11 protein-coding genes are annotated in these 12,358 nt (G+C 59.9%); 7 read left to right on the forward strand and 4 right to left on the reverse strand.

Features of this window, described 5'->3' with window-relative positions:
• Positions 1-65: 65 nt before the first annotated feature.
• A complete protein-coding gene (locus tag RT688_RS09520; RefSeq protein ID WP_313704633.1) occupies positions 66-746 on the forward strand; it encodes an Eco29kI family restriction endonuclease in 681 nt (226 codons plus the stop codon).
• A 3-nt stretch (positions 747-749) separates the two neighbouring features.
• Here the strand turns inward: RT688_RS09520 and RT688_RS09525 are convergent, their stop codons facing one another.
• Positions 750-1,949, reverse strand: a complete 1,200-nt coding sequence (locus RT688_RS09525; protein ID WP_313704634.1) for a DNA cytosine methyltransferase — start codon at positions 1,947-1,949, stop codon at positions 750-752.
• Positions 1,950-2,213: 264 nt separating this feature from the next.
• Here RT688_RS09525 and RT688_RS09530 point away from each other — a divergent pair, with 264 nt between their 5' ends.
• Complete coding sequence (locus RT688_RS09530; protein ID WP_313704635.1) at positions 2,214-2,621, forward strand: DNA mismatch endonuclease Vsr; 408 nt, start codon at positions 2,214-2,216, stop codon at positions 2,619-2,621.
• A 76-nt stretch (positions 2,622-2,697) separates the two neighbouring features.
• Here RT688_RS09530 and gyrB read toward each other — a convergent pair whose 3' ends face one another.
• The 3 genes from gyrB to dnaA form a co-directional block, all read right to left on the reverse strand.
• Positions 2,698-5,202, reverse strand: coding sequence for a DNA topoisomerase (ATP-hydrolyzing) subunit B (gyrB, locus tag RT688_RS09535; protein ID WP_313704636.1), 2,505 nt, complete (start codon positions 5,200-5,202; stop codon positions 2,698-2,700).
• An 85-nt stretch (positions 5,203-5,287) separates the two neighbouring features.
• Entirely contained in the window at positions 5,288-6,394 is a 1,107-nt protein-coding gene (dnaN, locus tag RT688_RS09540; protein ID WP_312548678.1) for a DNA polymerase III subunit beta, read from the reverse strand.
• 202 nt (positions 6,395-6,596) lie between these two features.
• On the reverse strand, positions 6,597-7,982 hold the full coding sequence (gene dnaA / locus RT688_RS09545) for a chromosomal replication initiator protein DnaA (RefSeq protein WP_313704637.1): 1,386 nt from the start codon (positions 7,980-7,982) through the stop codon (positions 6,597-6,599).
• 334 nt (positions 7,983-8,316) lie between these two features.
• On the opposite strand from dnaA, the gene rpmH reads away from it, so the two are divergent.
• From rpmH to mnmE, 5 genes are all read left to right on the forward strand, one after another.
• On the forward strand, positions 8,317-8,451 hold the full coding sequence (gene rpmH / locus RT688_RS09550) for a 50S ribosomal protein L34 (RefSeq protein ID WP_040378179.1): 135 nt from the start codon (positions 8,317-8,319) through the stop codon (positions 8,449-8,451).
• Positions 8,452-8,481: 30 nt separating this feature from the next.
• Positions 8,482-8,910, forward strand: a complete 429-nt coding sequence (gene rnpA, locus RT688_RS09555) for a ribonuclease P protein component (protein WP_313704638.1) — start codon at positions 8,482-8,484, stop codon at positions 8,908-8,910.
• A complete protein-coding gene (gene yidD / locus RT688_RS09560; protein ID WP_313704639.1) occupies positions 8,907-9,167 on the forward strand; it encodes a membrane protein insertion efficiency factor YidD in 261 nt (86 codons plus the stop codon). The genes rnpA and yidD overlap by 4 nt, the downstream gene beginning before the upstream one ends.
• 11 nt (positions 9,168-9,178) lie before the next feature.
• Complete coding sequence (gene yidC / locus RT688_RS09565; RefSeq protein ID WP_313704641.1) at positions 9,179-10,834, forward strand: membrane protein insertase YidC; 1,656 nt, start codon at positions 9,179-9,181, stop codon at positions 10,832-10,834.
• Between the two features lie 67 nt (positions 10,835-10,901).
• Complete coding sequence (gene mnmE / locus RT688_RS09570) at positions 10,902-12,281, forward strand: tRNA uridine-5-carboxymethylaminomethyl(34) synthesis GTPase MnmE (RefSeq protein ID WP_313704642.1); 1,380 nt, start codon at positions 10,902-10,904, stop codon at positions 12,279-12,281.
• Positions 12,282-12,358: the final 77 nt, after the last annotated feature.

A 12,358-nucleotide genomic window follows, 5' to 3' on the forward strand; every position in this document is an offset into this window, starting at 1 on the left:
GCCTCGTGTACGCTCTATATACTTTCGATTTTCTTCGTACGGTTTCTCATCAGTTGAAGGACACGTTGGAAGCGCTGCCGGCTTCGACCCTCAATGATCTGGCACTTGGTCAATTAAATGAATTTCAGTCGGAATCTCAGTCTGCGCAAGGCGTGTACTTATTAATTTATGATGGCCAGCCACGATACATCGGTAAAGCGAATAATGTAAAAGACCGTTTATCGCAACATTTGACTAAACTTTCTGGAAGGCGTCACATTGATTTGGAGGCGCTCACATATAAGGTGTTGTTGCTCGATAAGAGCATGAGTACTGCTGCTAATGAAGATATTCTCATCGGCCTCTTTAAGCAACAGTACACGGCCATGTGGAACGGTGCTGGTTTTGGGCCAAAAGACCCAGGTAAGGAACGAGACACTACAAAGCCCGGAAAATTTGATCGACAGCATCCAATTATTGATGACTATCCAGTAAGTATTTGTCCGGATGAAGATGGAAGTCTTCCGCTTGGACAAGTGCTTGCAAGCATGAAATCTCAATTACCCTATGTGTTCAGGTATGAAGTGCCATCAGACGAACTAATAAAGAAAATTAGTGTCGCGGAGGTCACACACGTTGCGCGCGACCTCCTGCAAGCTGTCGTATCTCACCTGGGGACTGGGTGGCGAGGCGCCATTATCAGTTACGGTATGGTTTTATATCAAACGAACAAAAATTATCCACACGGTATCGAATTAAATCCCTAAGCACTAGGCTGCAAGCTCTAAAAGATTCTGTCCGTCAGTCCGTAAATGGGCACATACATGCTGAGCGATGATAGAAGCTAGTCGCACGGGCACTGCATTTCCGAGTTGACGCATCGTTTCACCCCAGGATCCCTGAAAAATGAACGAGTCGGGAAATGTTTGAATACGAGCCGATTCACGAACCGTAAAATACCGAACAGTACCATCAGGTCTGCGAAGCATGTTTTCTCCTCCTGGGACACCATGATCGCCTGCCTTCAAAGCTTTTGCTGGTTCATCCAAGGGGCTACCGGTATGACCTGGATAGATCCGTGCGCCGGGTTGAAATTTGTGTGCTTGGACTAGTAGAGCACGCGGGTCTGTCTCTGGATCCGGTAGGTCGGATATTGCATCTCGGACTGTCAACCACGGGCATCGCTCACTTTCCGCGTTTATCTTCTCGCTTACTTTAATGAGTCGATCGACTGTTTCTGGAAACATCGGACGATCTTTTTGAGCTACCTGATGGCGCTCCCAGTAGTCTCCACTCTTCCATTGTGATAATAGAAGTGCATGCTGGCTATGTGTTTCAGCGGGAAAATGGAATTGTATGCCGAGATCTGCGCGGAATCCCACGATGAAGACACGCATGCGTTTTTGCGGAACACCGTAGTTCGCTGCATTTACGAGCTTCCAACGTACGTGATATTCGCTTAAAGCCCCTGACGCTTGATGTTGGCGCAATCGAGCTAGGTGCAGGGACCACTCTTCGCCCTGATGCGCGCATAGTGAAGGGAATTCTAGCTGCAGCAAAATATAACCGAAATAGTCAGAAAACGCTGCGCGCGTTAATCCCTGAACGTTCTCAAAAACGAAAGCTCTTGGTTGAGTTTCGCGTACTGCTCGGACTGCCTGCGGAAACATATCGCGAGCGTCGAGAAACCCTCCATGTTTGCCACCAAGCGAAAATGGTTGGCAAGGTGGGCCTCCTGTTATTAGATCGATATCGTGAAAAGAGCTGTAATCAAAATTGCGAACATCGCCCTGTATCACATCAGGCCACTGTGATACAGGATCTATTTTTTCGGCTTTGTTAATCCGAATAGTATTGCACGCGTGGTGGTTCCACTCCACAACCGCCCGGTGGGTTATATCTTTTTGACTAGAAAACCCGAGGGCCAAACCTCCGGCACCGGCAAACAGTTCAATCGAGTTAATTGTCATATCTATATTCGCTTACGGATACGAAGACGAAGGAGTCATCAATTTTGCTGAGGTCAGCCATCAAACAAGTAACTTGTTTGATGGTCAAGGATAGATGTATTTTACTGTATGTTTGTACAGTATTCAAAATTGGTGTTGTTGGTTGCGACGCCTCGTCTTTAAAAATCTGTCGCCTTCCCCCAACTAAGGGACTCATGTCCGTTGAGCGCCATCAATATTAGCGGAAGCTTTCTGCGATAGCGAGACGCGAAGAAGGGGAAATTTATGGTTGACAGCGTCAGTGCCGTTGTGCGCAGCCAGATCATGTCACGGGTACGTAGTAAAGATACCCGCCCGGAAATGGTCGTCCGTCGGCTTGTACACGGTGCAGGCTTCCGCTACCGGCTACACGTCGCTAACTTACCGGGGCGACCAGACTTAGTCTTTCCGAAACGCAAGAAAATTATTTTCGTTCACGGTTGTTTCTGGCATTCACACGTAGGTTGTGGCGGCGCTAGAGTCCCAAAGTCGCGCACAGACTTTTGGCTTGAAAAGCTCGGCTCGAACAAAGTTCGAGATGAACGCAACATGCAAGCGCTCATTGAAGCCGGCTGGGAGGTTTTGGTTTTATGGGAGTGCCAGCTACGCGATCCTGAGCTAATTAAAAGGATCAGGACATTTTTGACCAAGTAGTTGGGACTGGAGGGGCGGCTTGCAACAATTGCCGCCCTCATCTTGAGAATTTTGACACCTTCTGCAATAGCAGAGATCAAACGTCAATATTCCCCGCCTGCAGCGCATTGCTCTCGATGAAGTTCCTACGCGGCTCCACTTCGTCGCCCATCAGCGTGGTAAAGATCTGGTCCGCCGCAATCGCGTCCTCGATCTGCACCTTCAGCAGGCGGCGCACGGTCGGGTCCATCGTGGTTTCCCACAGCTGTTCCGGATTCATCTCGCCCAGACCTTTATAACGCTGCTTGGACACGCCGCGTTCGGCTTCCTCGCGCAGCCACTGCATGGCGGTGTGGAAGTCGGTGACGGCGAATTCCTTCATCTTCTCGCCTTCGCCGCGGCGGATGATCGCGCCTTCGCCCATCAGGCCCTTGAAGGTCGCGGCCGAGCCGGCCAGCACGCCGTAGTCGGCGCTGGCGACGAAATCGGCATCGATCTGGGTGACCTGCACGTTGCCGTGGCGGATGCGTTCGATGCGCAGGGCGTGCTTTTCGCTCAGCTCGTCCGAACGCACGCTCACCGTCACGGTCGGGTCGGCGATCGCCGCCGCCATTGCCGACGCCGACGCCTGCGCGTTGTCCAGCGTGGTCAGGTCCAGCGTGACGCCGCCGGCGACGATCGCGGTCAGGGCGGCGCGGTCGATCACGCGGGTCAGGCGCATCATGATGGCGTTCGCCAGGTTGTACTGGCGTACCAGTTCGGCCAGGGCGTCGCCGGTGATCGGGTCGGCGCCTTCGCGCGGGATCAGCGACGCGGTGTTCAGCGCCACCATCATCATGTAGCTCGCTTCCTCGACGTCGTCCTTCAGGTAGCGCTCGTCGCGGCCGGCCTTCACCTTGTACAGCGGCGGCTGGGCGATATAGATGTGGCCGCGCTCGACCAGCTGCGGCATCTGGCGGTAGAACAGCGTCAGCAGCAGGGTGCGGATGTGGGCGCCGTCGACGTCGGCGTCGGTCATGATGATGATGCGGTGGTAGCGCAGCTTGTCGACGTTGAATTCGTCCGGGCCGATCGAGGTGCCCAGCGTCGCGATCAGGGTCGTGATCTGCTCCGACGACAGCATCTTCTCGAAGCGCGCCTTTTCCACGTTCAGCACCTTGCCGCGCAGCGGCAAAATCGCCTGGAACTTGCGGTCGCGGCCCTGTTTTGCCGAGCCGCCTGCCGAGTCACCCTCGACGATGTAGAGTTCGGCCAGGGCCGGGTCGCGTTCCTGGCAGTCGGCCAGCTTCGAGGACAGGCCCAGCCCGTCCATCACGCCCTTGCGGCGGGTCAGGTCGCGCGCCTTGCGCGCCGCTTCGCGCGCACGCGCGGCTTCCACGATCTTGCCGCAGATGATCTTGGCGTCGTTCGGCTTTTCGTTCAGGAAGTCGGTGAGCGTCTTCGCCACGATCTCTTCGACCGGGCCGCGCACTTCCGACGACACGAGTTTATCCTTGGTTTGCGACGAGAACTTCGGCTCCGGCACTTTTACGGACAGCACGCAGGTGAGACCTTCGCGCATGTCGTCGCCCGAGATTTCGACCTTGGCCTTTTTCGCCAGTTCGTTCTCGTCGATGTACTTGTTGATCACGCGCGTCATCGCCGCACGCAGGCCGGTCAGGTGGGTGCCGCCGTCGCGCTGCGGGATGTTGTTGGTGAAGCAGAGCACCTGCTCGTTGTACGAGTCGTTCCACTGCATCGACACGTCCACCGAGATGTTGGTGCCGTTGTCCGACATGCGGTCGCCGGTGGCCTGGAACACGGTCGGGTGCAGCACGGCCTTGGCCTTGTTGATGTACTCGACGAAGCCACGGGTGCCGCCTTCGAAGGCGAAGATTTCTTCCTTGCCGGTGCGCTGGTCCGAGAGCTTGATGTTGACGCCGTTGTTCAGGAACGAGAGTTCGCGAATACGCTTGCTCAGGATCTCGTAATGGAATTCGACGGTCGTGAAGATCTGCTCGTCGGCCCAGAAGTGGACTTCGGTGCCGCGCTTGTCGGTGTCGCCGATGACCTTGATCGGCGAGACTTCGACGCCGTCGCGGATTTCGATTTCGCGGTTCAGCGGGACGCCACGCTCGAATTCCATTTGATGGATCTTGCCGTTCTGGCGCACGGTCACGCGCAGCAGCTTCGACAGCGCGTTCACGCACGAGACGCCGACGCCGTGCAGGCCGCCCGACACCTTGTAGGCGTTCTGGTTGAACTTGCCGCCGGCGTGCAGTTCGGTCAGGGCGATCTCGGTCGCCGAGCGCTTCGGCTCGTGCTTGTCGTCCATCTTGACGCCGGTCGGGATGCCGCGGCCGTTATCCGTGATCGAGATCGAGTTATCCGAGTGGATGGTGACATGGATTTCGGTGCAGTAGCCGGCCAGCGCCTCGTCGATCGAGTTGTCCAGCACTTCGAACACCAGGTGGTGCAGGCCGGTCCCGTCCGAGGTGTCGCCGATGTACATGCCCGGACGCTTGCGGACTGCTTCCAGGCCTTCCAGAATTTGAATCGAGGCGGCGCCGTATTCGTCCGGCGTGGCCGGCGAGGAAGGCATTGGTTGAGTGTTCTCGGACATGGACTGCTTTCTCAAAAAACGATGTATTCAGACTGCTCAGTTCGGGCCGCAATCCCGATAAAACAAGGCGCGGCCCCCGATGCTTTTAAATGCGCATCGGCATGACGACATATTTGAAGTCGCCATTGTCGGGAATCGAGATCAGGGCCGACGAATTCGAGTCGCCCAGGGCGATGTTCACCTGGTCGCACTTCAGGTTGTTCAGCACGTCGAGCAGGTAGGTGACGTTGAAGCCGATGTCGATCGCGTCGCCGCCGTAGTCGATTTCCAGTTCTTCCACCGCTTCTTCCTGGTCGGCGTTGGTCGAGCTGATCTTCATGCTGCCCGGGGTGATGATGCAGCGCACGCCCTTGAACTTATCGCTGGTCATGATCGCGGCGCGCTGCAACGAACGCAGCAGTTCTTCGCGGCTGATCGTGAAGTCGTTCTTGTAGCCCTTCGGGATCACGCGGGTGTAGTCCGGGAATTTGCCCTCGACCAGCTTCGACACCAGTTCGATGTCGGCGAAGGTCAGTTTGACCTGCGAAGCGGCGATGTCGAGCTGGACGGTGTCGTCGCTTTCTTCCAGCAGGCGTTGCAGTTCGATGATGGTCTTGCGCGGGATGATGACTTCCTGGCGCTCGAATTCCTGCTCGGCTTCGACCTGGCAGAACGCCAGGCGGTGGCCGTCGGTGGCGACGGCGATCACCTTGTTACCGTCCAGCACCAGCAGCAGGCCGTTGAGGTAGTAGCGGATGTCCTGCTGGGCCATCGCGAAGTGCACCATGTTGAACAGGTGCTTCAGCGTCTTTTGCGGCAGGGTGACGGTGGCGTTGTGGCTTTCCGCGACCGAGACGGTCGGGAATTCCTCGGCGGCCAGGGTCTGCAGCGCGAAGCGCGACTTGCCGCTCTGGACGGCCAGGCGCTTGTTCTGCAGCGTCATCGTGACGTCGCCCGATTCCGGCAGCGCGCGCAGGATGTCCAGCAGCTTGCGGGCGGCGACGGTGGTGCCGGTCACGTCCGGGCCCGAACCGATGTTGGCGTGCGTGGTGATCTGCACTTCGGTGTCGGTCGACAGGAAGGACACGCTCTCGCCGTCCTTGCGGATGAGGATATTGGCCAGAATCGGCATGGTGTGCCGACGCTCGACAATACCGCTCACGATCTGCAGTGGCCGGAGAAGCGTGTCTCGGGTGGTTTTGACCAGTTGCATAGTTATCCTCAGATGAGTTAATACAGTGAAATTGTTGCTACAGCACTATTTTGCCGTTTGTGTGGGGCAAACACAAATTCGGCTGCCATTGGCCTTCATGCACGCGTGGGCACGGGGCGCCCACCCTACGGTGCATCCAGTGTAGGGTGGGCGCTCCTGTGCCCACGCGTTTAACAAGCGTGAGCACAGCCGGTCCAAGCAATTACCCCTTCAGCGTTTGTTCCAACACGTGCAGTTCATGGTTGCACTCGGCGTTCTTCTGGCGGTCCTGGGCGATCTTGCGCACGGCGTGCAGCACGGTGGTGTGGTCGCGGCCGCCGAACAGTTCGCCGATTTCCGGCAGACTCTTCTGGGTCAATTCCTTCGCCAGATACATGGCGATCTGGCGCGGCCGGGCGATGTTTGCCGGGCGGCGCTTCGAATACATGTCGGCGACCTTGATGTTGAAGAAGTCGGCGACCGTCTTCTGGATGTTCTCCACCGAGATCTGCCGGTTCTGCACCGACAGCAAGTCCTTCAGCGCTTCCTTCACGATGTCGATCGTGATGTCCTTGCCGTGGAAACGCGAGTAGGCCAGGATCTTGCGCAGCGCGCCTTCCAGTTCGCGCACGTTCGAGCGCAGGTGCTTCGCCACGAAGAAGGCGACGTCGTCGGAGAGGGTCACGCCCTCGGACTGCGCCTTCTTCAGCAAAATCGCCACCCGCATTTCCAGTTCCGGCGGCTCGATCGCGACCGTCAGGCCGGAGTCGAAGCGCGAGATCAGGCGGTCGTCCATGCCGGTGATCTCTTTCGGATAGGTGTCCGAGGTAATGATGATCTGCTTTTTCGCGGCGATCAGCGCCTCGAACGCATAGAAGAACTCTTCCTGCGTGCGGCTCTTGCCACCGAAGAATTGAATATCGTCGATGAGGAGCATGTCGAGCGAGTGATAGTAATGCTTGAAGTCGTCGAAGCCCTTGCGTTGATAGGCGGTGACGACGTCGCGCACGTACTGCTCGGCGTGGATGTAGCGGATGCGCGCGCCCGGCTGGTCGGCCATGACCTGGTTGCCGATCGCGTGGATCAAGTGGGTCTTACCGAGGCCGACGCCGCCGTAGAAGAACAGCGGGTTGTACGACACGCCCGGGTTGTTGGCGACCTGGATCGCGGCGGCGCGCGCCAGCTGGTTGGCCTTGCCGGTGACGAAACTCTCGAAGGTCAGGTCCGGGTTGATGCGGCTTTGCTCGCGCTTGGGCGAGTTGGCGATGTTCAGGTTCGGCTGGGGTTCCGGGGCCGACGTCGGGCGCAGCTCGCCGGGGGCGTGGTCCGGCGCCGGGGCAGGGCGCACGTCGGGCTTTTTCGGCGCGTTCTTCGGGTCGAGCACGAACTGCACCTCGACCGGGGCTTCCCAGTACTGGCAGGCGAGGGCGGTAATACGGTTGGCGAACTGCGTCTTCACCCAGTCGAGCTTGAAACGGTTGGGCGCCGCAATGCGCAGCTTGCCGTCCTCGTAATCGAGGACGACGAGCGGTTTGATCCACGCGCTGTATTGTTGCGGCGTCAGCTCGAGCTCCAGCTGCGCGGAGGCGGTCTGCCAAAAGTTTTCCATGTGTGCGGCTTATTGATACGTAACACGCTATTTTACCTGTCTTCGCGAAAGTTATCCACAGGTGAGCCAGAGTTTTTCGCGCGACGCTGGGGATAAAAGCAAAGTTATCTACATACGGAAACAACAGGCGCCTTGACAGCGGGTTGGCAAGTAGGGTCTAATTCAGGGTTCCCTGTCCGCCCGCCTGTTCAGCCCTCTCCAGATGGTTGAGAAATGCACGGACTAGCTGTGGCGTGACGCTGGCTTAACGTAGCGAACTGTCATTGGCGCCGATTCCTGACGAACAGACGTCAGACCCGATTTTGCATACTATTTTGCTTTAAGCGAGACCACCATGAAACGTACTTACCAACCTTCCGTCGTTCGTCGCAAGCGTACGCACGGCTTCCGCGCACGTATGGCTACCCGTGGTGGCCGCCAGGTTCTGAACGCACGCCGCGCCAAGGGCCGCAAGCGTCTGGCTGTCTAAGCCAGCCGCGCCCCGGTCGACCGCGGTCACATGACAGGCGAAGGTTCGCACGACTTCGCGCGCGCTCGGCGCATTCTGAAAACGGATGAATTTTCATCCGTTTTTCGTTTGCGGCCCACGCAAAAATCCGCGCATTTCGTGCTCTACACCCGCCCCAGCCCGCTCCCGCATGCGCGGCTGGGCATCGTCGCGGCCAAGCGCTTCGCGCCGCGCGCGGTCACCCGCAACACCATCAAGCGCATCACGCGCGAACTGTTCCGTACCAGCGAACTGCAGTCGCTCGACTGCATCGTGCGCCTGGCGCGTCCGGTGAATACCAAGGACGGACCGGCCACCACGACGGCGCTCAAGCGCCTGCTGCGCGCGGAACTGTCGCGCCTGCTCGCTTCGCAGCGTCCGAGAAAGACGGCACCGGTGCCTCCGGCAGCGGTAAAGTCTGCTCCGTCGTCGTCATCATGAAAACCCTGCTCATCTGGATCGTGCGCGCCTACCGGCTCGTGCTGTCCCCGATGCTCGGGCAGAACTGCCGTTTCTATCCTTCCTGTTCCTGCTATGCCATCGAGGCGCTCCAGACCCATGGCGCGCTGCGCGGCAGCTGGCTGACGGTGCGCCGCCTCGGCCGCTGCCATCCCTGGAACGAAGGCGGGCTCGACCCTGTGCCGCCCGCGCGGCACAAGCATTCTCACTCAGCCGCTTGCGGTTGCAACCACTCCTGACGAATACCTCAATGGAAATCAACAAACGTACCATTCTGTGGATTGTCTTCGCCGTTTCGCTTGTCGTCCTTTGGAACAACTGGATGGTGTCGAACGGTAAGCAGTCGATGTTCTCGCCCGCGCCGCCGGCCAAGGTCGCCCAGGCGCCGGCCACCGGCGCCAACGGCACCGCCGGCGTCCCCGCCGCTCCAGCCCAGCCCGGCGCCGTGCCGACCGACGCAGCCGGCCAGCCGGCTGCCCCGGCGCCTGCGCGCACCGAGCGCATCACCATCACCACCGACGTGGTGAAGGCCGAGATCGATACCCTGGGCGGCGTGATCCGCCGCCTCGAGCTGCTGCAATACCCGGACCACTTCGACAAGACCAAGAACCAGGTGCTGTTCGACGTCGCGGGCAACAACGTCTACCTGGGCCAGACCGGCCTGACCGGCGGCGCCATGCCGAACCACGCCACGCCTTTCGTGGCGCGTCCGGGCCTGCGCACCATCGACGGCAACAACCAGGTGCAGCTCGTCCTCGAAGCCGAGCAGGGCGGCGTGAAGCTGACCAAGACCTTCACCTTCAAGCGCGGCGACTACGTGATCGACGTGCGCCACGACGTGACCAACCTGACCGCGGCGCCGATCCAGCCTGCGCTCTACCTGCAGCTCCAGCACGACGGCAACAAGCCGCCGGGCGACTCCTGGTTCACCCCGAGCTTCACCGGTCCGACCCTGTGGACGCCGGAAGACAAGTACCAGAAGCTGAGCTTCGAGAACATCGAGAAGAACAAGGCCGAGCACTCGACCAAGTCGAACGGCGGCTGGGTTGCGATCTCGCAGCACTTCTTCGTGTCGGCTTTCATTCCGGCCGATAACACCCCGCGCGACATCTTCACCAAGAAGATCGCGACCAACCTGTACGCGATCGGCACCGTCCAGTCGCTGGGCAGCGTGGCGCCGGGCGCGACCGTCTCGAACACCGCGCGCCTGTACTCGGGCCCGCAGGACGAGAAGAAGCTCGAGACCATCACCCCGGGCCTGGAACTGGTCAAGGACTATGGCATGTTCGCGATCATCGCCAAGCCGCTGTTCTGGATCATGGACCACATCCACCAGCTGCTGGGCAACTGGGGCTGGACCATCATCGCCTTCACGATCCTGATCAAGCTGGCCTTCTTCCCGCTGTCGGCCGCCGGCTACCGCAGCATGGCGAAGATGCGCGTGGTGACGCCGAAGATGCAGGCGATCCGCGAACGCTACAAGAACGACCCGGCCAAGATGCAGCAGGCCACCATGGAGCTGTACAAGTCGGAGAAGATCAACCCGCTGGGCGGCTGCCTGCCGATCCTGGTGCAGATGCCGGTGTTCCTGGCCCTGTACTACGTGCTGCAGGCTTCGGTCGAGATGCGCGGCGCGCCGTGGATCGGCTGGATCACCGACCTGACCCAACCGGACCCGTTCTTCATCCTGCCGGTGCTGTACGCGATCTCGATGTTCGTCACCGCCAAGCTGAACCCGCAGCCGGCCGACCCGATGCAGGCGAAGATGATGCTGTTCATGCCGCTGGCGTTCTCGGTCATGTTCGTGTTCTTCCCGTCGGGCCTGGTCCTGTACTGGGTGGTCAACAACCTGGTGTCGATCGCGCAGCAGTGGGTCATCACCAAGAAGTTCGAGCCGAAGAAGTAAGCCTCTTTCTTCGCTAGCAAAAGCCCGTGGAAAACCACGGGCTTTTTTTATCATCTACAATTTCCGCATGAAGCTTGATACCTCCCCCATCGCCGCCATCGCCACCGCACCGGGACGCGGCGGCATCGGCGTCGTCCGCGCCTCGGGCAAGGCCCTCGGTCCGCTGATCGAATCGCTGTTCCCCGGCACCCGATTGGCGCCGCGCCACGCCACCTATATCCCGTTCAAGTCCGCGGACGGGACCGTGATCGACCAGGGCCTGGCCCTGTACTTCAAGGCCCCGCATTCCTATACCGGCGAAGACGTGCTGGAACTGCAGGGCCACGGCGGCCCGGTGGTGCTGCAGATGCTGCTGGCGCGGGTGCTGGAAGCGGGCGCGGAACACGGCCTGCGCCTGGCCGAGCCGGGCGAATTCACGCGCCGCGCCTACCTCAACGACAAGCTCGACCTGGCCCAGGCCGAGGCCGTGGCCGACCTGATCGACGCCTCGACCGAAGCGGCGGCGAAGTCCGCCTCGCAGTCGCTGTCGGGCGCCTTCTCGCAAGTCGTGCACCGCCTGGTCGAGCAGACCATCAATTTGCGCATGCTGGTCGAGGCCACCCTAGACTTCCCGGAAGAGGAAATCGACTTCCTGGAAAAATCGAACGCGCGCGGCCAGCTGGCCGGCATCATCGATTCGCTCGAGCACGTGTTCCGCCAGGCCGCGCAAGGCGCGCTGCTGCGCGAAGGCCTGAACGTGGTGCTGGTCGGACAGCCGAACGTGGGTAAGTCCTCACTCCTGAACGCGCTGGCCGGGGCCGAGGTCGCGATCGTCACGCCGATCGCCGGCACCACCCGCGACAAGGTCAGCGAAACGATCCAGATCGAGGGCATTCCGCTGAACATCATCGACACCGCGGGCATCCGCGCGATCGACGAGGGCATCGATGTGGTCGAACGGATCGGCATCGAGCGCACCTGGGGCGAAGTCGGCAAGGCCGACGTGATCCTGCACCTGCTCGACGCCAACCTCGGCCCGAGCGCCGCCGACGAAGAGATCGTCGCCGCCTTCCCGGCCGGCGTGCCGGTGGTGCGGATCTGGAACAAGATCGACCTGTCGGGGCACCGCGCCACGGTCGAGCAGGCGGCGGACGCGACCCACATCTATTTGTCGGCCAACGAGAAGACGGGGATTGACCTGCTGCGCGCGGAGCTGCTGCGCATCGCCGGCTGGCAGCAGACCGGCGAATCGCTGTACCTGGCGCGCGAGCGTCACCTGATCGCCCTGCGCGCCGCCCGCAAGCACCTGGACGTGGCAGCCCAGCATGCAGCGCAGGACGACCAGTCGCTGGACCTGTTCGCGGAAGAGCTGCGCCTGGCGCAGGATCAGCTGTCGAGCATTACGGGCGAGTTCACGCCGGACGATCTGCTGGGGGTGATCTTCAGCCGGTTCTGTATCGGCAAGTAGGGTGGGCACGTTGTGCCCACGCGGGGATTGCTAACGTTATCGATACCGCTCCGGTTGATCTTGCCCCAAACTTGGCT

The sequence above is a fragment of the Massilia sp. genome, from assembly GCF_032106685.1.
Classification (GTDB): Bacteria; Pseudomonadota; Gammaproteobacteria; order Burkholderiales; family Burkholderiaceae_D; genus Telluria.